Source organism: Pseudoalteromonas sp. SR44-2 (assembly GCF_014163745.1).
Classification (GTDB): Bacteria; Pseudomonadota; Gammaproteobacteria; order Enterobacterales; family Alteromonadaceae; genus Pseudoalteromonas; species Pseudoalteromonas distincta.
In genome coordinates, this window is the sequence record NZ_JACJDW010000025.1 from 41,609 (window position 1) to 65,838 (window position 24,230).

The 24,230-nt window shown below is 39.8% G+C and carries 24 protein-coding genes; 17 read left to right on the forward strand and 7 right to left on the reverse strand.

Annotated features, from left to right (window positions below):
• Positions 1 to 2 precede the first annotated feature (2 nt).
• Together H5115_RS14795 and H5115_RS14800 are read right to left on the reverse strand one after the other, a co-directional pair.
• The gene (locus H5115_RS14795) at positions 3 to 947 is read right to left on the reverse strand and encodes a DUF58 domain-containing protein (protein ID WP_182756065.1); all 945 of its coding nucleotides are present in this window, start codon (positions 945 to 947) and stop codon (positions 3 to 5) included.
• A 3-nt stretch (positions 948 to 950) separates the two neighbouring features.
• Entirely contained in the window at positions 951 to 1,907 is a 957-nt protein-coding gene (locus tag H5115_RS14800; RefSeq protein ID WP_004335627.1) for a MoxR family ATPase, read from the reverse strand.
• Between the two features lie 306 nt (positions 1,908 to 2,213).
• On the opposite strand from H5115_RS14800, the gene fadI reads away from it, so the two are divergent.
• The 3 genes from fadI to H5115_RS14815 all read left to right on the forward strand — a co-directional run bounded on the left by fadI (position 2,214) and on the right by H5115_RS14815 (position 6,315).
• Entirely contained in the window at positions 2,214 to 3,524 is a 1,311-nt protein-coding gene (gene fadI / locus H5115_RS14805) for an acetyl-CoA C-acyltransferase FadI (protein WP_004335629.1), read from the forward strand.
• Positions 3,524 to 5,731 carry a fatty acid oxidation complex subunit alpha FadJ gene (gene fadJ / locus H5115_RS14810; RefSeq protein WP_182756067.1) on the forward strand — a complete coding sequence of 736 codons (2,208 nt, stop codon included), beginning with the start codon at positions 3,524 to 3,526 and terminating at the stop codon, positions 5,729 to 5,731. The genes fadI and fadJ overlap by 1 nt, the downstream gene beginning before the upstream one ends.
• A 74-nt stretch (positions 5,732 to 5,805) precedes the next feature.
• Positions 5,806 to 6,315 carry a GNAT family N-acetyltransferase gene (locus H5115_RS14815; RefSeq protein ID WP_182756069.1) on the forward strand — a complete coding sequence of 170 codons (510 nt, stop codon included), beginning with the start codon at positions 5,806 to 5,808 and terminating at the stop codon, positions 6,313 to 6,315.
• Between the two features lie 35 nt (positions 6,316 to 6,350).
• On the opposite strand, the gene H5115_RS14820 is transcribed toward H5115_RS14815, so the two are convergent.
• Positions 6,351 to 6,737, reverse strand: a complete 387-nt coding sequence (locus H5115_RS14820) for an MmcQ/YjbR family DNA-binding protein (RefSeq protein WP_024596739.1) — start codon at positions 6,735 to 6,737, stop codon at positions 6,351 to 6,353.
• A 194-nt stretch (positions 6,738 to 6,931) separates the two neighbouring features.
• Between H5115_RS14820 and yeiP the strand changes: the two genes are divergently transcribed.
• Together yeiP and H5115_RS14830 are read left to right on the forward strand one after the other, a co-directional pair.
• Positions 6,932 to 7,504 carry an elongation factor P-like protein YeiP gene (gene yeiP, locus H5115_RS14825; RefSeq protein ID WP_002962153.1) on the forward strand — a complete coding sequence of 191 codons (573 nt, stop codon included), beginning with the start codon at positions 6,932 to 6,934 and terminating at the stop codon, positions 7,502 to 7,504.
• Between the two features lie 139 nt (positions 7,505 to 7,643).
• The gene (locus H5115_RS14830; RefSeq protein WP_024604473.1) at positions 7,644 to 7,838 is read left to right on the forward strand and encodes a hypothetical protein; all 195 of its coding nucleotides are present in this window, start codon (positions 7,644 to 7,646) and stop codon (positions 7,836 to 7,838) included.
• Here the strand turns inward: H5115_RS14830 and H5115_RS14835 are convergent.
• Together H5115_RS14835 and H5115_RS14840 are read right to left on the reverse strand one after the other, a co-directional pair.
• Entirely contained in the window at positions 7,835 to 10,087 is a 2,253-nt protein-coding gene (locus tag H5115_RS14835) for an EAL domain-containing protein (protein WP_182671286.1), read from the reverse strand. The genes H5115_RS14830 and H5115_RS14835 overlap by 4 nt on opposite strands.
• Positions 10,088 to 10,141: 54 nt before the next feature.
• Positions 10,142 to 12,865 (reverse strand): insulinase family protein, encoded by a 2,724-nt coding sequence (locus H5115_RS14840; RefSeq protein ID WP_182756071.1) that lies wholly within the window; start codon positions 12,863 to 12,865, stop codon positions 10,142 to 10,144.
• Positions 12,866 to 13,056: 191 nt separating this feature from the next.
• On the opposite strand from H5115_RS14840, the gene sixA reads away from it, so the two are divergent.
• The 3 genes from sixA to H5115_RS14855 are packed head-to-tail and all read left to right on the forward strand — an operon-like array spanning position 13,057 to position 14,651.
• Entirely contained in the window at positions 13,057 to 13,527 is a 471-nt protein-coding gene (gene sixA, locus H5115_RS14845) for a phosphohistidine phosphatase SixA (RefSeq protein ID WP_182756073.1), read from the forward strand.
• Positions 13,528 to 13,551: 24 nt separating this feature from the next.
• On the forward strand, positions 13,552 to 13,905 hold the full coding sequence (locus H5115_RS14850; protein ID WP_182756075.1) for a RidA family protein: 354 nt from the start codon (positions 13,552 to 13,554) through the stop codon (positions 13,903 to 13,905).
• 8 nt (positions 13,906 to 13,913) lie between these two features.
• The gene (locus H5115_RS14855; RefSeq protein WP_182756077.1) at positions 13,914 to 14,651 is read left to right on the forward strand and encodes an SDR family oxidoreductase; all 738 of its coding nucleotides are present in this window, start codon (positions 13,914 to 13,916) and stop codon (positions 14,649 to 14,651) included.
• 1 nt (position 14,652) lies between these two features.
• Here H5115_RS14855 and H5115_RS14860 read toward each other — a convergent pair whose 3' ends face one another.
• Together H5115_RS14860 and smrB are read right to left on the reverse strand one after the other, a co-directional pair.
• On the reverse strand, positions 14,653 to 15,582 hold the full coding sequence (locus H5115_RS14860) for an AEC family transporter (RefSeq protein ID WP_182756078.1): 930 nt from the start codon (positions 15,580 to 15,582) through the stop codon (positions 14,653 to 14,655).
• Positions 15,583 to 15,609: 27 nt separating this feature from the next.
• On the reverse strand, positions 15,610 to 16,167 hold the full coding sequence (gene smrB, locus H5115_RS14865) for an endonuclease SmrB (RefSeq protein ID WP_007377742.1): 558 nt from the start codon (positions 16,165 to 16,167) through the stop codon (positions 15,610 to 15,612).
• A gap of 152 nt (positions 16,168 to 16,319) precedes the next feature.
• Here smrB and prmB point away from each other — a divergent pair, with 152 nt between their 5' ends.
• The 9 genes from prmB to H5115_RS14910 all read left to right on the forward strand — a co-directional run bounded on the left by prmB (position 16,320) and on the right by H5115_RS14910 (position 23,989).
• Positions 16,320 to 17,255 carry a 50S ribosomal protein L3 N(5)-glutamine methyltransferase gene (gene prmB, locus H5115_RS14870; protein ID WP_182756080.1) on the forward strand — a complete coding sequence of 312 codons (936 nt, stop codon included), beginning with the start codon at positions 16,320 to 16,322 and terminating at the stop codon, positions 17,253 to 17,255.
• Between the two features lie 64 nt (positions 17,256 to 17,319).
• A complete protein-coding gene (gene aroC, locus H5115_RS14875) occupies positions 17,320 to 18,417 on the forward strand; it encodes a chorismate synthase (protein WP_182756082.1) in 1,098 nt (365 codons plus the stop codon).
• 120 nt (positions 18,418 to 18,537) lie between these two features.
• Complete coding sequence (locus tag H5115_RS14880; RefSeq protein ID WP_182673896.1) at positions 18,538 to 18,915, forward strand: DUF4112 domain-containing protein; 378 nt, start codon at positions 18,538 to 18,540, stop codon at positions 18,913 to 18,915.
• A 106-nt stretch (positions 18,916 to 19,021) separates the two neighbouring features.
• The gene (locus H5115_RS14885; protein ID WP_182756084.1) at positions 19,022 to 19,669 is read left to right on the forward strand and encodes a glutathione S-transferase family protein; all 648 of its coding nucleotides are present in this window, start codon (positions 19,022 to 19,024) and stop codon (positions 19,667 to 19,669) included.
• A 61-nt stretch (positions 19,670 to 19,730) separates the two neighbouring features.
• Positions 19,731 to 20,192 carry a zinc-ribbon domain-containing protein gene (locus H5115_RS14890; RefSeq protein WP_259396410.1) on the forward strand — a complete coding sequence of 154 codons (462 nt, stop codon included), beginning with the start codon at positions 19,731 to 19,733 and terminating at the stop codon, positions 20,190 to 20,192.
• Positions 20,193 to 20,310: 118 nt separating this feature from the next.
• Positions 20,311 to 20,865, forward strand: a complete 555-nt coding sequence (locus H5115_RS14895; RefSeq protein WP_182756086.1) for an elongation factor P hydroxylase — start codon at positions 20,311 to 20,313, stop codon at positions 20,863 to 20,865.
• Positions 20,855 to 22,018, forward strand: a complete 1,164-nt coding sequence (locus H5115_RS14900) for an ATP-NAD kinase family protein (RefSeq protein ID WP_039489262.1) — start codon at positions 20,855 to 20,857, stop codon at positions 22,016 to 22,018. The genes H5115_RS14895 and H5115_RS14900 overlap by 11 nt, the downstream gene beginning before the upstream one ends.
• Entirely contained in the window at positions 22,015 to 22,290 is a 276-nt protein-coding gene (locus tag H5115_RS14905; protein WP_024596509.1) for a YfcL family protein, read from the forward strand. The genes H5115_RS14900 and H5115_RS14905 overlap by 4 nt, the downstream gene beginning before the upstream one ends.
• Positions 22,291 to 22,432: 142 nt before the next feature.
• A complete protein-coding gene (locus tag H5115_RS14910; RefSeq protein WP_182756088.1) occupies positions 22,433 to 23,989 on the forward strand; it encodes an AbgT family transporter in 1,557 nt (518 codons plus the stop codon).
• Positions 23,990 to 24,230 lie beyond the last annotated feature (241 nt).

The following is a 24,230-nucleotide window of genomic DNA, read 5'->3' on the forward strand; positions in this document are numbered from 1 at the left end:
GGTTATTTTCTCACTAATTGCAGCTCAAGCGGTGTTGCTGCATTGAATGATATTAAATTAAGACCCGATTTAGTTAGGCGATTAAAGCGCGCGCTAAATGCTTGCTCAGCATTTTTAGCAAAGCGTTCTCTAAAGCTGTTATCCATTAATGGTAGGGCAAAGTCTTGACCATTTGCATTAACGGTAACGGCTTGCTTAAACGCAGGTAACTGATGCTCAAATGGATCGCTTATGTGGCAACCAATCAGCTCGCAGTGGCGGCTTAATATTTCAAGTTGCTTAAAGCTGGCATCATCCAGAGCATTAAAATCAGACACTAAATACACTAAGCTGCCTGGTTTTGCTAAATGGTTAAGGCGCTTTAGGTTATCGCTAAAGTTGTTAGTGGCTGTTTTATCAATATTGGTAAGCGCTTGCTGGTGGTTGTCGCATAAATTATGACAAAGCTTAAGCACGGCTTTTTCACGGGCGCTGGGTTTTAGCTCTAAATGCGAGTGCTGATTAAACACAATACCGCCAATTCTATCGCCGCGCTGACACGCCGACCATGCAACAAGAGCGCTTATATGCGCAGCTTGCACCGACTTTAACAGTAACTTTGAGCCAAACAGCATTGAGTTTGAAAAATCAGTGAACACAAACACAGGGCGCTCTTTTTCTTCTTGAAAGAGCTTTGTGTGAGTCTCGCCGGTACGCGCAGTAACTCGCCAATCAATAGAGCGAATATCGTCACCTTGCTGATAATGTCGCACTTCGGCAAATTCCATTCCTCGGCCTTTGTGCGGTGCAAGGTATTGCCCTGTTAAGGTGTTTTTTATTTTTACCTTAGGGGCAAGTTCAAGCAATTGCGCTTTGGCTTTGTAATACATCAGCTCTTTGAGTGCTAAATTAACACCGTGGCTATGGCTCTGTTTGAGCCATGCTTGGGTTTCTAATTGTTTTTGCATAACTTATGGTACGGCTACAAGTTCAACTATACGGCTTATTACTTGATCTTTAGTAATGCCATCGGCTTGGGCTTCGTAACTTAAAATAATGCGATGACGCAGTACGTTATGCACAACAGCTTGAATGTCATCAGGTGCTACAAAATCACGGCCTTGAAGCCATGCATGAGCACGAGCACATTTATCAAGTGCTATTGTTGCACGCGGGCTTGCACCAAACTCAATCCAGCTACCAAGTTGTGCGTCTAATTTAGCGCCTTCACGGGTAGCAATAATAAGTTGTACTAAATATTGCTCAAGCGGCTCTGCTAAATAAAGGCCTAATATTTCTTTACGAGCTGCAAATAAGTCGCTTTGACTAATTTTTTGCATTACTGGTTGTTGTTCATTAAGCGCTTCGCCGCGTGTTAAACGCAGTATATCAAGCTCATGCTCTGCGCCAGGGTAGCCAATACTTAGGTGCAGTAAAAAGCGATCCAGCTGGGCTTCTGGTAACGGGTAAGTCCCTTCTTGCTCTAGCGGGTTTTGCGTTGCCATAACTAAAAACAGTTCGCTAAGCGGATAGGTATTTTTACCCACGGTTACTTGGCGCTCTGCCATGGCTTCTAATAGTGCTGATTGTACTTTGGCTGGTGCACGGTTAATCTCGTCAGCTAAAATTAGGTTGTGAAAAAGAGGGCCTTTTTCAAATACAAACTCGCTAGTTTGTTGGCGGTAAATATCGGTACCTGTTACATCAGCTGGTAATAAATCTGGCGTAAACTGTACGCGCTGAAATGAGCCTTCAATGCCTTTAGCAAGTGCATTAACTGCACGTGTTTTTGCAAGCCCAGGAGGGCCTTCTACTAATAAGTGACCATCAGCTAAAATAGCAATAAGTAGTGCTTGTGTAAGCTCTGGCTGGCCAATGATTTGTGTATCTAAGTACGTTTTTAATTGTGAAAATGCGTTAGCTGCCATAATAAGTGGACTGTCCTCGTCAGCTGGGTTTGTACCTAATAGTGTTAGGTGATAAATACTGACCTATTTATAAGGTTTATAATTGGGTAACTCAAGAGTTAGACTGTATTTTTTAAAATAGTTCGTTATTTTTTAACGAATTTTAGCGTACCACAAAACTTTGTAAATGCGTCTAAAAAAGCCTATTGTGATAGTCGTAATTAAACACTGTTTATATAAATTTGTGTTTATCTATTGGCTTTAGGGCACGGGTTGTTTAGAATCGAGGAAAACAAACAGGTCAGACCTGTCAGCGGGAGAGCATAAATGTCTGAGCAAAACATACTAAAAACACCAAAGGGCGACCGTATTGCCATAGTTAGCGGCTTACGTACACCTTTTGCAAAACAAGCAACAGCGTTTCACCATGTACCAGCACTTGATATGGGTAAATTGGTGGTTAACGAAATGCTTGAACGATTAAATTTCAATAAGTCAGAAATTGATCAACTTGTATTTGGTCAAGTAGTACAAATGCCAGAAGCGCCAAATATTGCACGTGAAATTGTATTGGGCACAGGTATGCCTGTATCGGTTGATGCATATTCTGTATCGCGCGCATGTGCTACCAGCTTTCAGGCTATTGCTAATGTAGCTGAGTCTATTATGGCGGGATCTGTAAGTGTAGGTATTGCAGGCGGCGCAGATTCGTCATCAGTACTACCGATTGGTGTTAGTAAAAAGCTAGCAGGCAGCTTAGTTGATTTAAATAAAGCGCGTACGCTTGGTCAACGTTTAAAAATATTTTCAAAACTGCGCTTAAAAGATTTATTACCAGTGCCTCCTGCAGTTGCAGAGTACTCAACAGGCCTTTCAATGGGGCAAACTGCTGAGCAAATGGCTAAAACACATAATATTAGCCGTGAAGATCAAGATGCATTAGCGCATCGTTCTCACTCACTTGCAACGCAAGCATGGGCTGATGGTAAGTTAAAAGATGAAGTAATGACGGCGCATTTACCGCCATATAAAAGCTTTATTTCAGAAGACAACAACATTCGTAAAAACTCAACGGTTGAAGGCTACGCCAAGCTTAAACCTGTTTTTGACCGTCAGCACGGTACTGTTACCGCTGCAAATGCAACACCATTAACTGATGGTGCAGCGGCCGTACTTATGATGAGCGAAAGCAAAGCAAAAGCACTTGGCTATGAAATACTAGGTTACGTACGTAGCTTTGCATTTTCGGCAATTGGCGTAGAAAAAGACATGTTAATGGGCCCAGCTCATTCAACGCCTATTGCACTAGATAGAGCGGGTATTACGCTTGCTGATTTAGATTTAATTGAAATGCACGAAGCGTTTGCATCGCAAACACTTGCCAATATGAAAATGTTTGCCTCAGACAAATTTGCACAAGAGCATTTAGGTCGCAGCAAAGCAATTGGCGAAATTAACATGGATAAGTTTAACGTTAACGGCGGCTCTTTAGCATATGGTCACCCATTTGCAGCAACAGGTGCACGCTTAATTACGCAAAGCTTACACGAGCTTAAACGTCGTGGTGGCGGTTTGGCATTAACAACAGCGTGTGCTGCTGGTGGTTTAGGTGCAGCCTTTGTATTGGAGAGCGCGTAATGACTGATTCAGTATTTAATTTAGCGGTAGATGAAAACAAAATTGCCGTAGTAACGATTGATGTGCCAGGGGAGAAAATGAATACCCTGCGCAGTAGTTTTGCCGATGACTTAAAAGCATTATTAGAAGACGCTAAGTCGCAAAATGTAAAAGGCATGGTATTTATAAGCGGAAAAAGCGATAACTTTATCGCGGGCGCCGATGTAAAAATGCTCGATAGCGTTCAAAAGCGTGAAGATGCGCTAGCTATTAGCGAACTATGTCATCAAGCATTTTTTGATATGACAAAACTGCCATACACAACAGTAAGCGCGATTCATGGCGCTGCATTAGGTGGTGGTTTAGAGTTTGCTTTAGCGTGTGACTACCGTGTTGGTACCGACAGCGATTTAACAAAAATTGGCTTACCAGAAGTGCAACTTGGTTTACTACCAGGTGGCGGCGGTACGCAGCGCTTAACTAAAATTGTTGGTATTCAAAAAGCACTTGAGTGGATGCTAACAGGTAAACAAATTCGCCCTAAGCAAGCTAAAAAAGCAGGCGTGCTTGATGACTGTGTACCACACAGTGTGCTGCTAAAAGTTGCAAAAGAATTTGCGACTAAGAAAAAGCCACAAGCAAAAGAGCCAAAGCTCGACAATATTAGTAAATTATTAGAGTCAAACCCGTTTGGTCGTAACTTTATCTTTAAAAAAGCCAAAGAAAACGTACTTAAAAAAACGGGCGGGCACTACCCAGCACCACTCGCTATTATTAAAGCTGTGCGTGCTAGTGTAGAGCTTGATGAGCTAAAAGCGTATAAAACAGAAGCTGAAAGCTTTGCAACACTTGTAATGAGTGACGAATCGAAAGCGCTTCGCGGTATTTTCTTTGCAACCACTGAAATGAAAAAAGAGTGGCGCAATGATGACGCCCCCGCAATTAGCAAAACTGCTGTTTTAGGTGGTGGACTAATGGGCGCAGGTATTGCGCACGTAAGTGCTGTTAAAGCTAAAGTACCGGTACGTATTAAAGATGTAGCAGAGCAGGGCATTAGTAATGCAATGAGCTACACCTACAAAATTTTAGATAAGCGTCTTAAGCGCCGTATTATGTCTAAAGCTGATATGCAGTTAACAATGAACCGTATTACAGGTACAACAGACTACAGCGGCTTTAAACACATTGATTTAGTAATAGAAGCGGTGTTTGAAGATCTTGCACTTAAGCAAGGTATGGTTGCAGACGTAGAGCAGCAATGCCAAGAAAATACAATTTTTGCAAGTAACACGTCATCATTACCAATTTCGCAAATTGCAGCGCAGGCAGCACGTCCTGAAAATGTAATTGGCTTACATTACTTTTCACCAGTAGAAAAAATGCCATTAGTGGAAATTATTCCACACGAAGGTACATCTAAAGAGACTATTGCTCGCGTTGTTAACTTTGCACGTAAGCAAGGTAAAACGCCAATTGTTGTAAAAGACATGGCCGGTTTTTACGTAAATCGTATTTTAGCGCCTTACTTAAATGAAGCTGCTAACTTAATGCTTGCGGGTGAACCAATTGAAAAGATTGATGCAGCCCTAGTTGAGTTTGGCTTTCCGGTAGGACCGCTGGCTCTACTTGATGAAGTAGGGATTGATATTGGCTCTAAAATTGCTCCAATTCTTGAAAAAGAATTAGGTGAGCGTTTTAAAGGTCCTGATGCATTTATGCGTATGATTGATTCAAAACGCCTTGGCCGTAAGTCGGGTCGTGGTTTTTATGAATACGATAAAAAAGGCAAAAAGGTTGATGAGTCAGTTTACGAACTATTGGGTGTTACCCTAGCTCCACGTTTAAACAAAAGCGAAATTGCTAAGCGATGTGTATCAAAAATGCTTAACGAAGCAGTACGCTGTTTAGATGATGGAATTATTGCCAGCCCTCGTGATGGCGACATTGGTGCAATATTTGGTATTGGTTTCCCACCATTTTTAGGTGGCCCGTTTAGCTATATGGATAAATTAGGCGCAAGTAAAATAAGCTCTGATATGTCTACATTGGCTAACAGCGATGCTAATTTTGCTCCTTGTGAGTCACTGGTAACAATGGCAAGCTCTGGTACTACTTTTTATAATGCAGCAACTGTTGAGGTTGTAGCTCCTGAAGTACAAAGCACTGAGCCACAAGAGCAAAGTGCCACTGAGCCTGAAGTTACTAAAGAGATTGAAACAAAAGAATAAAGTTTCTACTGTTTATAAAAACCGCATTTAGATGCGGTTTTTTTATGATTTTTAATATTTAAATGAGGAGCTTAATGACATTATTTACACAAAGATTGAGCATGTACCAAATAGAAGAGTCTGATTGGCCTCTTTTTCTAGCGCTTCATCGCGATCCTCAAGTCCTTAAGTATTGTTTTGATATGTCAATGGAGTCACTGATAAGAAACCGCTTTGAGGTACGCTTACCTAAGTGGAATACTAAATCACGCCATCCACTGTGCTTACTCATTATTAATAATAAAACAAAACAACCAGTGGGTGTTACAGGCTTTGCCTATGACGGAGAAACCGCAGAGCTCGGTTATTTATTATTGCCAGAGTATTTTAATAAAGGCTACGCGACAGAGTCGTTAAGAGCTGTGATTGATTGGGCTTGGAAAGAATGTGGTATTAGGCAGTTTAAAGCAGTCGTAACGCGTGGCAATATTGGTTCTGAAAAGGTGCTTAGTAAGTGCGGCTTAACCCATACCGATACACTTTTTAAAGTGCATACAATAGGCGAAAAGTTATACGACGATTTAATTTATACGCTTAAGGTGTAAGGTTTTAATGGGCTAGTAGCCTAGCCCAAAAAGTGCTACAAGTGAAGTGCGATAGCTTTGCGGTCTTTTTCTGGCATGTTTTCTACGACTAAATTAAATGAGTTATCAATCATTCTCTCAATTTCACTTTGTGCAATTGTGCCGTCTAAAATTACTGTGTTCCATAAGCGTTTATTCATATGGTAACCAGGGATCACTGCCGGGAAAGTATCACGCAATGATATTGCTTCATCAGGATCGCATTTTAAGTTAAGCCACCAAATAACCTCACCATCATCATTAGTTTGACCGTCATTGCCAATAGCAAGAGTCGCAAACATTTTATGATTCACTTTATATACATCAACCTCTTGCGCAAATGGTTTTGTAACCTGAACAAGTGGTTTTTTAACTAAATACTCATGTACTTTTTTCTGGTCCATGATCCATTCCTTGAAGTCATACTCGGTAAAGCTACCATAGCAGTTTTTTTCACATTTGATTATATGTATTTTAGTATAAATTAAAATTTTACAAGCTAATACAACATGTAGCGTAAAACCAACGTAATTTTAGTTGAACAAAATCCAGTTCGTGGTATGTTTCTGCCAATCAAAAAAATAATAGGAATTCACACATGCCAAAGGCGAGTGATGTTAAAAAAGGTACTGCTATTGACTTCAATGGCCGCGTTTTAGTTGTAAAAGATATTGTGCGCTCTGTGCCGCAAGGTCGTGCTGGTGGTAGTTTATACCGTATGCGTTTATACGATGTGGTAACCGGTGGTAAAGTTGACGAAACATTCAAAGACAGTGACATGCTAACGCTGGCTGATTTAACACGCCGTGAAGTAATGCTATCGTACATTGATGGCGACGAGTATGTGTTCATGGATAATGAAGATTACACGCCTTACAACTTAAACAAAGATGCTATTAGCGAAGAAATTTTATTTGTTAATGAAGAAACGCAAGGCGTACATGTAATTGTTATTGATGGCGCGCCAGTAGGACTTGATTTACCATCAAGTGTTGAACTTGTTGTTGAAGAAACAGACCCATCTATTAAAGGTGCATCTGCAAGTGCTCGTTCAAAACCTGCACGTATGTCAACTGGCTTAAATATTTCTGTGCCAGAGCATATTTCAACAGGTGACCGTATCCGTATTAATACTGTTGAACACAAATTTATGGGTCGTGCTGAAAAGTAACTGATAAATTATAATTTTAAAAGCCGAATCTGTATTTAACAGCTTCGGCTTTTTTGCGCGCGGGGATTTGTTGCTTTAAATTTAATCACGTTAGCGTTAGAATAAGCGCCGTATTTTTGAGCAACTTTAAGGGGTAGCTTTGTTTATAGTTTTACTAAGCAGTGCATTTATAGCTTTAATGTATTTAGAAACCATTAAAAAAGGCATGCCAATTAAACGATGGCTGATTTTAGGCGGTTTACTTGGACCTGTAGCCTGGTGCTTGTTTAATCTACATTATCGTCGTGCTTTAGTTAGAAATGTAGGAATAAATGCGTGTATATGGCGCCCTTAATTTATCGATGCCACATTTTTATTTTTTCTAATTAAACTTGGGGCCGCTTTAGTTTGTTGCTGCTTTAAAAATTCAGTAAATTCACTTTTTGATAGTGGCTTAGAATAGTAATAACCTTGTACTGTTTCGCAATTAAGCTTTTTGAGTATATCAATTTGATGGGCTTGTTCTACACCTTCAGCAACTACATGTAAATCAAGGTTATGCGCAATAGTGACTATTGAGTCGACCATATTACGGCCACGTTCGTTGGTCATGTCATCTATAAATGCTTTATCTACTTTAAGTGTATTAAGCGGAAATTGCTTTAAATACGCTAATGATGAATAACCAGTACCAAAATCATCCATTGCTAAATGAATACCTCGGGCACTTAACGAACGCATAATTGCAATGGCTTCTTTAGGGTCATCCATTACAGTACCTTCTGTTATTTCAAGCTCTAAAAAGTAAGAAGGTAATTCATTTTTTTGCAAAATAACGTCAATACGAGAGGTTAAATCGGGGAGGCTAAATTGCTTTGCTGATAAGTTGACAGCTACTCGGCCGCTAAATAAACCGTTATCTAGCCATTCTTTTACGTCTCTGCAGGCTTTGTTTAATACCACCTCACCAATTTCAATTATTTGGCCCGTTTCCTCGGCGATAGGTATAAAAACTCCCGGACTAATAATGCCTTTTTTGGGTGTAATAAAGCGCACTAATGCTTCCATTCCGGTTAGCTTGCCTGTGCGAATATTCATTTTTGGTTGGTAGTACACTTCAAAATGGTCTTCTTTTAAACCAAAGCGCATGAGGTTTTCAATTTGCAGTCGTTTAACGGCTTGACGGTTCATCGTGTCGTTAAAAAATAAGTAGCTGTTACCTTTCTTTTTAGCATGATACATCGCGGTATCTGCATTTTTTAAAAGCAGTTCAGGTGTATTACCGTCTTCTGGGAATAATACAATACCTACACTTGAGGTGATTGCTAGTTCGTGGCCTGCCATTTTAAATGGTGTAGCAATGGCTGCTAAAAACTGTTTAGCCATGCGTGTAATTACATGTATGTCGTTAGTGTCAGACATTACCAGAGCAAACTCATCGCCGCCTAAACGATAAAACACATCATTTTCGCGGGTTAGTTTATTTAAGCGCATTGCTAGTTTAGCTAATAAGCTGTCACCTAGCTGATGTCCTAACGAGTCATTTATTTTTTTAAAGTTATCTAAATCGAATACAAGCAAGGCGTGATGCGAATTGAGTTTTACTAGTTTATGTAAATCAGTAAAAAATAAATTTCGGTTAGGCAGACTGGTTGTGCGATCTCGATTCGATAAGTTATGTAATTGCGATTCAGCTTTTTTACGCTCTGTTAAATCTGAATATACAACGACATAATTAGTTATTTGATTTTGATCGTTTTTAATTTCATCTATGGATATTTCTATCGGTAATAAAATACGCTCACTATTACGAAGCTTCACTTCTTGTTGAATATGTTCGCGCTCTTTTACTATTTCAATAATTCTGTTTGTGTAGCTTGGCTCATACCCAGATAGGCTAAAATCTTTTCCTAAGTATTGTTCGCGTACGCCACCAAACAAGGTTAAAAAGCTAGGGTTTATATCAACCAGTTTAAAGTTTTTATCGTAAATTGCTAAGGCGTCAGTAAGCGACTCAACACATTTTGCAAAAAGGTTTAAGCGCTCTTCAGTTGATTTTAACTGTGATATATCGCGAACGGTACCTGTCATTCTAAGGGGGGATAAGTTGGCGTCTTTTTCAATTATTTTTCCGCGATCGAGCACCCAGTGCCAACGACCAAAAGTATCTTTGATTCGGTAGGTGGCTTCAAAAAAAGCAGACTGCTCTGCAAAGTGCACTTTTAGCAAGTGCTCAACGTTATTAATATCGTGAGGATGGATAAGGCCTTTATTTGGTGGAAACCCCATTAACGTAGTTGAGTCCATTAAATACTTATCGTTAATACGAATAACTTCGCCTGTTTTTATGTTCCAGTCCCAAAGTGTATCGCCGCTACCTTCTACAGTACTTTTAAGGCGTTTTTCCGAAAGTCGAAGTTGGCGGCGTGAACGTCTAAGTTTGTGGATTACAAATAACAGGTAGGGCAAAGCAAGCGCTATAATGGCGCTTGCTAGTATAAGTATATTGTCTGAGTTGTAATTAAGTGATGACTCAAAGGCAAAAAGCTCAAATGAGTAAGCAAGTACTACAAGCATGCTTAGTTTTATTATTGTTTTTATCATTTTTTGATTACTTCTAATTTACAAATGATAATTTAAAACAAGCTAAACCTAGAGTCAAAGAGATTGAGAGTAAACGGGCATATTTTGAGATTTACTGACTTTCGCCGAGCTTAAAAGCTCATATCTTGGTCTATTATCATCAAATAGGCTTAGAGCATAAACTTTTACTTCTCTTAGTGTTAGTGCGTTTAGGGCATCTAAAAGTCGCTGCTGCATATGAAATTCATGATCTCTGTTACCAATAGCAAGCCATAACCGTTGTGAGCGCAGGCGTAAGTTTTTATCTTTTTCTGCAATATGAGTACTAAGGCCATGTTTTTGCTGTTGCCAATCGTTTTCATCAAGTGCATCAATGTTATCAAGGTATTTTTTAATAAAGCTGTTATGACGATGCAATAATGTTTTTGCATCAAACTTAGGTGACTGCACATAAAATGCTATTCCAGCACGAGTATTAAAAGGTGCATAACCTGCGCCCACTAAATAACCTAGCTGTTGTGTTGTTCGTAATTCGTTAAAGTAATCTTGATTGATTAAATGATTTAACGCCATCATTTTTACTTTTTCGGCCACACAATCCGTTTGCGCCTGATAGTAAACTACCATGGCATGGTCGCTACAAGGAAGTTCTAACTCGTAGCGAGTTACTCTTTTAATTTCAAAAAGAGGGCGTCTTAAATCTTCAATTATGGCTGCGTTTTTTAGGTGTTCGGCGACCTTTTTTTGAAAGGCTAATGCATCACTTTGCTGCCAGTTACCATGTAAAAATGATTCAACATGTAGTGCTTTAAAAAAGTCTGTTCTGAACTCATTAAATTGCTGAAAACAGGTGTTTTTTAATGCCGATGCAAGCTCCCCAGGTTGAGGGTTCCAAGGCATTATTTTTGCGCCTAAAATACTAAACAACTCACTGACTGGTTTGTTTTGGTTGCTATTGCGCCAATGCCTTACAAGTTGTTTTTTATATTCAGCAAAGCGTTTTGCACAAATTTCTACATTAAATAAAGCATCTATTAATTGATCAACAAGCTCTAACTGGCTAGATGAAAGCCCTGCGGTATGTAGAGTTAATCCACCTTGATGCGAGGTTAAGTGGTAGCTAAGTCCCGCAAGTTCTGCAGGATAAAATTGCTCGCCTACGCTATCCATAAATAAATCTGTAAATAAGCGGGTGAGTGCCATATGCTTTACATCTTTTACGGCAAAATCAGAATCCATGGCCAAATAAAAATGGCCTTTAGCAACACGAAATGTGTTGTCTTGTTTAAACCAAAAATCAAAACCGGGTTCTTTTACTAATAACTCGGGTTTTGTTTGTGGTTTTATGACATCAAATAACACCACTTCTTTTGTTAAATAAGGATTAGCGGTAGGCAGCAGCATTTCGCTCAGCGGTTTATTTATCTCGCTAAGTGCATCAAGCCAACTAGGTGAAATATGTTCTACTTTATATGGTGTGTTGTACCATGCGGTTTTATGTTCAGGCTCTACATCTGGATGTATAAGTACGATGCGCATATTATGTGGCGTTAACCACTGCATGGCCATTTCGTGGGTCGCTTTTTTAAAGCCTTCCATTAAATAGTCGCCTTGCACGTAGTTTGCTTCATCGTAATGCTGCATATTAATGCTTAAATTACTGACCCAATCAATCAAGCGTGACTTTTCTTGGTTATCGAATGCTATTTGTAATAGATTTTTTTTATCTTGATATAAACGCGGCAATTTTTCGGTGTTATCGTTAATTAAGCAAATGTATTCAAACACCATTTCAATAATGTCTTCGAAGTATTCAATACCTTCATCGGTAAGCGCTAAACTAATATTAAAGTCTTTAAAGTTGCTGCCGTTTATACCACCGCCAGCAGAAAGCGCGTTTATCCAGCCTTGCTCTTTTAAAATAGAATAAAGAGAACCCGCGCCTTCATAGCCAAGTAAATGGGCAATAAAACTCACTGTTTTGTGGCGATAAAAGTCGTCAATATTAGGCATAGCAAAACTTATGATAAGTTTTTGCATATGCTTATGCGGCTCAATATGAAGTATTTTTCCTATGTCTTGTTTGCGATAGAGGGGCTCACTGATCTCTGGCTTTTTGAGGTTTTTATTACCCTTAATTGCGCTAAAGTAAGTTTGTGCCCAGCTTTGTAGTGTGTCTAATGTTTCGTTTGCGCAAATAACTAAAGTCATCCACTGAGCTTGGTACTGACTATTAAAAAAGTCGCGAAGCTCATCACTAATACAGCGCTCTCTGTCAGCTAAGGTTTGTAGGTTTCCTACAGAAAATTTAGCAAATGGATGAGCAGGATTTACCGTTTCTTTATGGGCTTGATAAATACGGCGACCATCGTCTTTTATTTTTAGCTTAAACTCGGCTTCAATTGCGTTGCGTTCTTTTTCTGTTTCGGCTGAATTTAAAAGTGGCGCAATAAAAAAACGGCTAAATTGGGTAAGCGCCTGTTCAAATTCTTGGTTATTAATATCAAAAAAGTAACAGGTATGCTCAGTGCCAGTCCACGCATTAGTGTTCCCGCCAGCTTGCGAAACAAAATTATTAAAACTGCCTGAATCTGGGTATTGGTCTGTGCCTAAAAAAAGCATGTGCTCTAAAAAGTGTGCTAGACCTTGCCTATCAAGAGGATCGTCAAAATGCCCGGCGTTAACTGCCATTGATGCAGCCGCTTTTGTAGAATCTTTATCTTGCACTAATAGTACTTTTAGACCATTGTCCAGTGTAAAGGCGCGGTATGCTCTGTTATCATTGCGGCTGATATTCAAATGATGCTCCTGAAACTAAACGTTTACTTGTTAACAACAGATGATGGCTTCAGGAAAGCGAAATACAGCTTAAAGGTTTACCTGAATCTCATGAAAGAATTATTTAGAAATAAATAGATTTATGTTGTTAATATAGCTGACAAATGGGCAAACTGGCTACTGTTTTATATTCTTTAATCGGTTGATTTTTTATGAAAACAATCCTAATAATGCGCCACGGCGAAGCAACACCCATGCAGGCTGATGATGCAGGTAGAAATTTAACCCAAGCAGGGCACGATGAAGCTGAAAAAATGGGCCTTTGGCTCAGTAAAGCACATTGCCCTGATGCACTGTTAGTTAGTCCTTACATTCGTGCACAGCAAACAGCTGCAGGTGTGGCTAAAAATAACGTATTTAAATTTAGCGAAACCACGTCCGATATTATCCCCGAAGGCAATCCTCAAATTGCTGCTGACTATCTTGAAACGCTTATTGCTACTCATCCCCAATGCAACACATGGCTTATAGTGGCACACATGCCTATTGTAAGTTATTTAGTGGACCAATTAAGCCCTGGTAATATGCCAATTTTTAATACAGGTGCTGTTGCTGTTATTAGTTATGATGAGCAAACCCAGCGTAGTAGTTATATAAGTATAAATGCCCCAGAAAACCTTTAAATATAAATAATTGAGAAAAGTAATATGACGATAGAACGCTTACAAACAGGTGCGCGCATGAGCCGCATAGTAAAACACAACGGCACTGTGTATTTATGTGGGCAGGTATGCGCCGACGCGCAAAAAGGTATTAAAGAGCAAACTCAAACTATGCTTGATAAGGTAGAGGCGCTGCTTGATGAAGCTGGGAGTTCAAAAGAGCATATGCTTAGCGCGACTATTTATGTAAAGAGCATGGAATACTTTGTAGATATGAATGCAGTATGGGATGCATGGGTACCCGAGGGGTATGCACCAGCACGTGCCTGCGTGGAAGCTAAAATGGCACGTGATGCACTCCTTGTTGAAATTTCAGTAGTTGCAGCTTTAAAAGAATAATAGCTTTAATGAATTGCTCCCCCGTTGTACTCATCACAGGCTCTGGTCGAGGTATTGGCGCAGCTACCGCATTATATTTTGCAAAGCACGGTTATAATGTTTGCATTAATTATAAAGCAGATTTAGCTAGTGCGAAGCTAGTAGCTGATCAAGTAAGAAGCTTTGGCGTTAGAGCTCAAGTTATAAAAGCTGATGTATCGAAAGAGGCAGATGTTTTGGCGTTGTTTGATTTTATTGATAAAGAATTTAGCCAACTTGATGTATTAATAAATAACGCTGGTATTTTAAAACCACAAATGCCTTTGTTAGAAATGAGTGCTGAGCGCATAAACGAAGTTTTGACTACAAATATTACCAGTGCTTTTTTATGTAGCCGTGAGGCAATAAAGCGAATGGGAAATGGCGGTAGTATTGTTAATGTTTCATCGGGAGCTGCTAAAACGGGCTCTCCTAATGAGTACATTGATTATGCAGCATCTAAAGGTGCAATGGACACATTTACTATTGGGTTGGCTAAAGAGGTGGCAAGTAAAGGTATTCGTGTTAACTCGGTTAGACCAGGGCTTATTTACACTGATATGCATGGCGATGGTGGTGAAAAAAATCGAGTTGATCGGCTTAAAAGTAAACTGCCCCTTGGCAGAGGCGGTACACCCAAGGAAGTTGCTGCAGCAATTTACTTTTTAGCTTCAGAGCACGCTTCTTTTACAACGGGTAGCTTTGTTGATGTAGCCGGCGGTTTGTAAGCTAAAGTAATAAAGCTAGCCAAAATGTAAAGCTAATAACACTTAAGATAGTAGAAAGTACGACAGCCCCAGCAAGAGTAGCTTCATGCTGCTTTATTTGAGTCGCAATAAGATAAGCATTTACGCCAACAGGAGACGCACTTAAAAGTACCAATACATTAAGTATTTGCGTGTCTAGCTTAAATACATAGGTGCCTACTAATAAAACTAGCGCAGGCAATAAAAATATTTTTAAAATTGATGCTATTAACGCCGGTTGCCAATTTGCAGCTATTTTATAAAAAGCTAAATTTGCGCCAAGTACAAATAGCGCACAGGCAATTGCTGGTTTAGCTAATAGCTCTAAACTATTTGCTAAGTCGGTAAACAGTGTAACTCCTAAAATGTTTAATATAAGCCCGCACCCAATACTCAGTACTATTGGGTTTAACACCATACTTTTTCCAAAGTGCGACCACGAAAATTTATCGCTACTACCTTTAGCGCCTATTAAAAAAGTAAGTGCAAATAGCAATGTGCTATGAAAAGTAATGATCATAAATGCAATGGCTATCATCTCTTTGCCAAGCGAGGCAATAACAATAGGAATACCCACTAACACCATATTTGAATAGCTAGAAGCAAGTCCAAAGACGCCGTGTTGTTGGTGATTTTTTAAGTATTTTTTATTTAAATAAAAGCGGTCAATTAAAATACCCACCCCAAATACACTCAGAACAGGTATGTAAAAGCTCAAAAATGCAAAAAGGCTAATGCTTTGCTGTAAGTTAATTTGCGACATATTTAATAATAAAAAAGCTGGCAAACTAATATAAAAAGTAAACTTACTCAGGCCTGCGATATGCTGCTTGTCGAAAAATTTTAATCGGCAACAGCTATAACCAAGCGCAACAATAAAAATGAGCGGAAAAATAATTGAAAATATATGCACGTAGTTACATCCTAGTAATGGCTAAAGTTAGCGTCTAAATTCATCACTTTGCGGTAAATTAATTAAAATAAGTACAGCGCCTCTTCCACCATATTCGAGAGGGGCTTGGTGCATCGCTATTACGTCTGGGTGCTGTACTAAATACTGCGGTACTTTGTGCTTTAGTACACCGCCACCAATACCATGCACTACACATGCACAATAATAATGCTGCTTTTTACATTCGTGAATGAGTCCAGCGAGTTCATCTTTAGCAAGTTCTTTATTTAAGCCATGTAAATCTAGCGTCAAATCGGGTGCAAAGTCACCACGGCGAAGCTGTTTAGCTAGGAAAGTATCTTGGCCAGGTTTTACATATTTAACCGTGCCGTGGGTGTCTATATCTGGAATATAAACGTCTGAGAAGAAAAATTCAGATTGAGCCTGCTTTTTTTGCTGGGCAAATTGCTTAGCTTGTGACACCTTAGGCTTTGTATCAAAACGATGAGTATCTTGTTTAAATACTTTGGCGCCTGTGATCGTTTGACGAAATAAGCTGATGTCGTCATTGCTTAGGGACGAATGTGATGGAGTGTCTTTTTTCATAACTATTACCTAAACAAAAAAACGTAAAAACGCAGCGCAAAAGGCGGTACAATACTTAAATGAGGGGCAATTGTAATTTGCCCAGCGCAGATAGGCAATGCAATCGTCTTAAAGACTCAAAACAGTCAGTAAGCTAATACAGGTAAAAATATATGAGCGATTTACAAATAGAAGAAGCAACACTCGAAGAAGCCGTTGCAGAACTGTCAACTTTACATGACTGGTTACGTTGGACTACAAGCCAATTTGCAAGTAGTAGTATATTTTTTGGACACGGTACAGATAACGCATGGGATGAAGCTGTAAGCTTATTACTGCCTGCGCTTAGCTTGCCTGTTGATGCGCCAAAAGAATTAATGCACGCGCGTTTAACAAGCACAGAAAAAAATCGACTTGCGGGTCTTATTGCAGAACGTATTAACGACTGCACACCAGTACCTTACTTAACAAACATTGCATGGTTTGCGGGTATGCCGTTTTATGTGGATGAACGTGTACTTATACCTCGCTCACCATTTGCCGAGCTTATTAGTAACCGCTTTACGCCGTGGCTTGAAGAGCCACAATCGGTAAACCGTATATTAGATTTATGTACGGGTTCGGGTTGTATCGCAATTGCACTTGCGCAAGCTTTTGAGCAGGCACAAGTTGATGCGGTAGATATATCGTATGAAGCGCTTGAAGTGACAGACATTAACATTAACGATTACATGTTGAGTGATCGCGTGTTACCAATTCAGTCTGATGTATTTAGCGGTGTACCAGGTCAAAAATACGACCTAATAGTAGCAAACCCACCGTATGTTGATGCAGAAGATATGGCTGACTTACCACGCGAATTTCATCATGAGCCAGAGCTTGGACTTGCATCAGGTCACGATGGTTTAGATGTAACCCGTACTATATTGAGCGAAGCGAGTGAACATCTAACTGATAACGGTTTGTTATTTGTAGAAGTTGGTAACTCTATGGTACATATGGATGCACTGTATCCGGGCGCGTCGTTTGAATGGATTGAATTTGAACAAGGCGGCTTAGGTGTATTTGTAATTAGCAAAAAGCAGCTAGATGAGTATTTTGCAAAATAAGTAAAAAATGAATAGCCAAGCCCTGTGCTTGGCTATTGGTAGTCATTAGGAATGAGGAAAGTTAATGGCAGGTAATAGCATTGGGCAGTTATTTAAAGTGTCCACCTTTGGTGAGAGCCACGGCGTTGCATTAGGCGGCATTGTTGATGGTACTCCCGCAGGTCTTGAAATCACAGAGGCCGACTTACAAATTGATTTAGATCGCCGAAAACCAGGCCAAAGCCGTTATACAACGCAGCGCCGTGAAAGCGATCAAATAAAAATATTAGCAGGCGTTTTTGAAGGTAAAACCACAGGTACCAGCATTGGTTTATTGATTGAAAATACCGATCAACGCTCGCAAGATTACGGTAAAATTAAAGATGTATTTCGCCCAGGTCATGGCGATTACACGTATTGGCATAAGTACGGCTTGCGCGATTATCGCGGTGGCGGTCGTTCATCTGCTCGCGAAACCGCGATTCGCGTAGCGGCAGGTGCTATTGCTAAAAAATACTTAAAGCAATTTCATGGTATTGAAGTTAAAGCATGTTTAAGTCAGCTTGGCCCTATTAAGGCGGAAACGTTTGACTGGGATGAAGTGGAAAATAACTTATTTTTCTTCCCTGATGCAAGTAAGCTTGAAGCGCTTGACGAATATATGCGTGACCTTAAAAAGCAAGGTGACTCAGTTGGCGCTAAAGTAAAAGTAGTGGCAAGCAATGTACCTGTTGGTCTTGGTGAGCCAGTATTTGACCGCCTTGACGCCGAACTTGCACACTCATTAATGAGTATTAACGCAGTTAAAGGCGTTGAAATTGGTGATGGCTTTGACGTAGTTGAGCAAAAAGGCTCTGAGCATCGCGACGAGCTGACCCCTGAAGGTTTTACATCAAATCATGCAGGTGGCGTACTTGCGGGTATTTCGACAGGGCAAGATATTATTGCTTCTATTGCGCTTAAGCCAACGTCGAGTATTACTATTCCAGGTAATAGCATTAATACAAGCAACGAAGCGGTTGAGATGATCACTAAAGGTCGTCACGACCCGTGTGTAGGTATTCGTGCAATACCGATTGCAGAGGCAATGATGGCCATTACCTTAATGGACCACTTACTGCGTCAACGCGGACAAAATCCGCATGTAAATCATCAGCACGGGCCAATTAACGGCTCTGTTTAAGCGCCTTTAATTATAAAAAAACGCGGATTACCGCGTTTTTTTATGTCTGTAATTTAGTTAGGAGCCTTTCAGGAGTTGTTCAAGTAAGCACTATATACTGCAAGAAGGAGGGTAGTAATCATGAACGATAATATTAATGAACACTCACAAATAAAAGCCCAAGCTGCAATAGCCCGCTTAGAACGTTTCAGTAAGTTAACGGATAGCAGCATTGGTATTCCTTTTACTAAATTTAATATAGGTTTGGAGGCTGTGATTGGCTTAGTCCCTGTTATAGGTGATGCCGCAGGGCTAATTTTATCAAGCTATGTGCTTATAGAAGCGCAGCGTTTAGGTGTGAGTAAACGTATAAAGACTAAGATGATCATTAATATGCTCATAGATTTTGTGGGCGGCTTAGTGCCATTTTTTGGCGATATATTCGATGCGTTTTTTAAAGCTAACACGCGTAATACACAACTATTAAAAAAACATTTAAACAAGCAGTTAAGTGAGTAATTAATAGCTTTAAGTAACCGTTAGCAAAGAGACTTTAAACAAAATGTTGTTGGTTGTTTAATCACCTAGTAAGGTAGGAGCATCTATTCACTTTGGTATTTACAATATGCAATTATTCATCGGTAATAAAAACTACTCCAGCTGGTCATTACGCGCATGGTATTTAATGAGTAGGTTTGATGTTGAGTTTAGTGAAACCCAGCTGGTACTCGACACCCCTGATTTTTACAATGAACTAAAAAAGACCTTTGCTGTGCAAAAAGTTCCAGCGTTAATCGATGGTGATTTACAGGTTTGGGATTCACTAGCAATTTGTGAATATATTAACGATGCTTACTTATCGGGCGCTGCATGGCCAAAATATATTACCCAAAGAGCTAAAGCGCGTGCGCTAAGCGCTGAAATGCATTCAGGCTTTATGGCGCTGCGCAGCGAAATGCCAATGAATATAAGAGCTACCCGTAAAGTAGACCTATCGAGCGAAGCATTAAAAGACATAGCCCGTATAGACGAGATATTTGCACAGCAACAAGATGTGTTTCCAAATGAGTGGTTTTTTGGTGACTTTAGTATTGCTGATGCTATGTACGTACCTATTGTATTGCGTTTAAAAACATATCAAATTACGTTATCGCCAGAGGCGCAACAATATTGTGACTTTGCTATGCGTTGCCCAGTATTACAAGAATGGATCACTCAGGCATTAACCGAAACCGATATTGTAGAGTGTGATGAAGCAGGAACGCCTGTATAATTATTGTTTTTCATATGGCATGTTCTATGCCTTAAAATCATAAGTTTAAACTAGGCAGCTCATGTATCTAAATCACCCAAGGTATGGCAATAAACCGATAACTACCAATACCTCAGTGACAATAGAGACGATAGAGAATGCGCACTGGCGTTACTCGAGGCTTAAATACTTCCCTGATACGGTAATATTGGCAGATATAAAAAAGCAAAACTATGCCATTGACCCTCGGGCACTTTATGTTGATATTGAAGAGAAGTGCGAAAGTTGCTCTAAGGCATTTATTTTTTTTGCTCAAGAGCAGCAATATTGGTTTGAGGTACTTGATTTTTGGGTTGATTCACACTGTACACGTTGTTTTGAATGCCGTAAGCATGCCAGATATATACTAACTCTACGTAAACGGTACGATATGTTAACTAGCTTAGCCAATAAAACCTCAAGTGAAAAAACACAGCGTACAGAACTTGCCAATACGCTTTACTGTTTAGGTATTATTAAAAATACCAATAAAGTGAAAGATTAATCCGCTTATATTTTACTATCCCGCCTTATTTTTACTTTAGTTGTAAAAGCCCGTACAATTCGTCTCGTTTTTAGTGCGCTAATATGGCGCTGTAACCGAGACGAATTAATCAATTTTTATGCATCAAATAGCTGATCTAATTTCAATTTTTGAGCGCACTTTTTATCAAAGTCACAATACACGACTGATAAAAGGCGATTGTGAGCCTGTGTATTTACCAGCAACAGAGCAGGTGCCATATCACCAAGTTGTATTTGCGCATGGTTTTTATGCCAGTGCATTACATGAAATAGCACACTGGCTGGTGGCCGGTGATGCACGTCGGTTATTAGAAGATTACGGCTATTGGTACTGCCCTGATGGGCGCGACAAACAAAAACAAGCTGAGTTTGAAAAGGTAGAAGTAAAGCCCCAAGCCATCGAGTGGTTATTAAGCACCGCAGCAGGGTTTAATTTTAATGTGTCGGTGGATAACTTAAACGGCGAGCAAACATGTCGGTTTGATTTTCAGCAGCGCGTACATGCACGGGTATTATCGCTAATCGAAAATGGCTTTAACTCTCGTACAGAGTCACTTTTAAAAGCACTCTGTGATTTTTACAATACACCGTGGCCATTAACAGCGCAGCAATTTAATTGGCAACATCCAAAGGAGCTTTGTAATGGCGTTTAAATTAGGCTTAATTGTAAACCCTGTAGCAGGTTTAGGTGGCACAGTTGCCTTAAAAGGCAGTGATGGCGCACACACAGCCGCTAAAGCAATTGAATTAGGTGCAGAGCCAAAAGCAAATAGCCGAACAAAAGCAGCGCTTGAGGTGCTATTACCTTATAAAGAACGCTTAACTATTTACACTGTTAACGGTGACATGGGTGAGCAAACAGCAAAAGCTTTGGGCTTTAATGTAGAGGTTGTATATAACACTGCAGCAATAACAACCCCAGATGACACAGAACAAGCCGCAAAAATACTTAAAAACTCTGGTGTTGATTTAGTCTTATTTGCCGGAGGCGACGGTACAGCACGTAACATTTGCCATGCGATAGAGGATACCATTCCCGTACTTGGTATTCCCGCAGGTTGTAAAATTCATTCTGGTGTTTACGCTATTACGCCAAAGGCTGCAGGGCGCGTAGTCGAAATGCTGGTTAAGGGTGAGTTAGTTACCTTAGCCGATGCAGATGTAATGGATATAGATGAAGATGCTTTCAGGCAAGGCACAGTAAAAGCCAAACGCTACGGCGAAATGCAAACACCTAGCGAAGTACGCTATATGCAAGCGGTTAAAAATGGCGGTAAAGAAACCGACGAACTCGTACTTGCCGACATTGCAGCGCATGTTGTATCGCAAATGGATGAAGACACATTTTATATTATGGGTAGCGGCTCAACGGTTGAAGCCATAATGGAAGAAATGGGGCTTGAAAATACGTTACTTGGTGTTGATTTAATAAAAGATCAAACCTTAGTTGCCCAAGATTTAACGGCTAAGCAATTGCTTGAGCTTACACATGATCAAAGTACTAAGTTAGTCATTACGCTCATTGGCGGGCAAGGGCATATATTTGGCCGTGGTAACCAGCAATTGAGTCCTTTGCTTATACGCGCAATTGGCAAAGAAAATATTATTGTAGTAGCAACAAAAACAAAACTACAAGCGCTTAATGGTCGCCCCCTTATTTGTGATACAGGCGATGGCGAATTAGATGATGAATTAACCGGTTATATTAAAGTAACCACCGGATTTAACGACCATATTATGTATGCAGTAGGGCACCAAAACCTTGAAAATACAGGTGCTTTGCAAAACCAGGAGATTAATAAATGAGTTTAGTGAACTATATCGATGCAGCCCAGCAGTACTTCGATGATTTAGTAATAAAAGCAACTGACGATGAGTTATTTGCTGGCGGCTATTTACGAGGTCATTTTGATCTTGCAGTTGGTTACGCCGAAGTAGAAAAGCTGACAATCAGTATAGATGAGCTAAACGAAACTGTAGAGCAAAGCTTAGTTAAAGCATATCGCAACGGCGAGCTTAACGAAGAAGACAAGGCATTAGTTGCACGCTTGTGGGATGAAGTTAAAGCCCTCGCTTAACCCTAAGTGGCAAAAAAACACGATTTGTTTATCACTATCGTGTTTTTTTGTGCCCAAAACTTTTAAAGCACATTCCCATGTTAATTTACTGTTTTGTTTTTATGCGATATTGTTACTAAAATAAATTTTAGGAACAATAAAAATGAATAATAATCAAGACGCTTTACCTTCAGGGGTTGTAGCGCGTTTTTTAAATTTTGTTGAGCGAGTAGGAAATAAGCTTCCAGATCCAGCCGTAATATTTCTATTTGCAATGTTATTAATTTGGTTTTTGTCGTGGTGGTTTTCAGGCGTGAGCTTTGATGCAATAGACCCACGTACCGGTGAAGCGATTATTATTAATAATATGCTGGCAAGTGATTCGCTCGCTACTTTTTTATCCTCTATGGTAAAAACCTTTACTGGCTTTGCTCCCTTAGGTGTCGTGTTAGTAGCTATGTTAGGTGTCGGTGTTGCAGAGCATTCGGGCTTTATTAATACCGGCCTTAAGTTAATGCTTAAAGTTACTCCTAAAAAGCTATTAACGCCTTCAATCATTTTAGTGGCTATTGTGAGCCATACCGCTACTGATGCAGGTTATGTATTAGTTATTCCACTTGCCGGTGTTATATTTTATGCTGCAGGACGCCATCCGCTTGCGGGTATTGCAGCTGCATTTGCAGGAGTCAGTGGTGGTTTTGGGGCTAACTTTATTCCATCGGGTATCGACCCATTACTACAAAGTTTTACCCAAAGTGCGGCGCAAATAATTAATCCTGCAATAACAATTAACCCGTTAAATAACTGGGCATTTGCTTCAGCATCTAGCTTATTTATTGTGGCATTAGGCTGGTACATTACCGATAAAATTATTGAACCACGTTTACAAAAAACAGCGATTGATGGTGCTAAAGAGGATTTACCTGTATTTGAAGATGCACGTAGTGATGAAAAACGGGCCTTTTATATAGCCAGTACCGTGATGATTGCAGGACTTGCGTTATTAGCATTTGTCTCTGCTCCAGACGATTCTGCAATGCGCAGTAGTGACGGATCCCTTACTAATTTTAGCTCTCCTTTAATGCAATCAATTGTGCCACTAATATTTTTACTTTTTTGGATTCCAGGCACTGTATATGGATTTACGGTAGGCACTTTTAAAACTTCAAAAGATATGATTGATGCTATGAGTAAAGCGATGAGCGGTATGGCATATTATATCGTCATGGCGTTTTTCTGTTCGCTATTTATTGCTGCATTTAGTAAATCAAATTTAGGTGCACTGCTCGCAATTGAAGGTGCGCAGTTATTAAAGGCGATGGAATTGCCAAGTGCAGTAACGGTTGTAGGCATTATCTTTTTAACTGGCTTTGTTAACTTGTTTGTAGGTTCAAGTTCAGCAAAATGGGCGTTACTTGGCCCCATTTTTGTACCGATGTTAATGCAACTTGGCATTTCGCCAGACTTAACTCAAGCCGCTTATCGTGTAGGTGACTCAAGCTCTAATATTATTACACCGTTAATGCCATACTTCCCATTAGTGGTGGTGTACTGTCAAAAGTATGTCAAAGGCACAGGTATAGGCACTTTAATTGCTATTATGCTACCGTACTCAATCGCCTTTATGATTGGCTGGAGTATCTTTTTGTTAGGTTACTGGGCACTTGGTATTCCACTAGGACTTGATGCCAGCTACGTGTATCCGGCAGTAGCGCCATAACAAAGAATAATCACTATAACAAAAGTAAAAGCCCCATCATGAACTGGTAGGGCTTTTTAGAACTTTAAATTAAGCATATTTATTTAATTGGATTAAATAATAACTCTCTTAGCTTGTGTAGTGGCATAGTTAATTTGGCCACCCATTAAGAAAGAAATGTTATGCTAATAAGCATACAAATTTGGGTGAAAAAATGACGAAATTAACACGCGCAACGTATTCTGCTGCAATCAAATTAGAA